The 614-nt window shown below is 31.6% G+C and carries 1 pseudogene; it reads right to left on the reverse strand.

Annotation, left to right across the window (positions count from 1 at the left end):
* A pseudogene (locus tag E0D98_RS27665) lies at positions 1-389 on the reverse strand (DUF2326 domain-containing protein); the annotation flags it as partial.
* Positions 390-614: the final 225 nt, after the last annotated feature.

Here is a 614-nt window from a genome sequence, read left to right on the forward strand (position 1 = left end):
TTATAAAGCTGTAAACTAATTCCGAAAAGGTAAAGATGTGGTGCAAAATCAGGAGGTATTCTTGCTTTTGTATCGTAACAATCAATAATAGATTTGAACTCCGAACGTTCATCTCTAATCAGAGGGCCTAACATGCTTCTAAAAGTCGGGTGTAAATTTGACTTGTTGTCATGGAACATTAAAAGAGTCAAGAAATGATTTACATCATCAATTGACGTAAAATTCTTTTTGATTCCATTAATGAACAAAGTAGGAGTATTTTCTTCTGAAATGCTTCGTTTTGTAATGATGTGATTTTTATTAATAAAGAAATCCAGACAAACATATGTCTTATCAGAAAAAACGGTATTGGGTATTTTCGAAAGCCTACTGCGATTGTAATCCTTCATCAGTCCGAAATTAATGAACTCTACAAGAAGCGATTTTCCTACGCCATTAGTCTTATTAGATGCTCACCTAAAATAAGATTAATTCCTTTTTTGAACTCGATAGGCTCAAAAGAATAAGGTTCACTGTATAATTTATTTATTCTTATCATGTTTTAAAACCACATAAGGTTCGTTAAAATCGATCAGATCAAGCGCGTATAAAAAAATCATTCCATAGTATATAGA

It is taken from the genome of Escherichia sp. KCJ4928 (assembly GCF_004352695.1).
In the GTDB taxonomy this organism is placed as follows: Bacteria; Pseudomonadota; Gammaproteobacteria; order Enterobacterales; family Enterobacteriaceae; genus ECMA0423.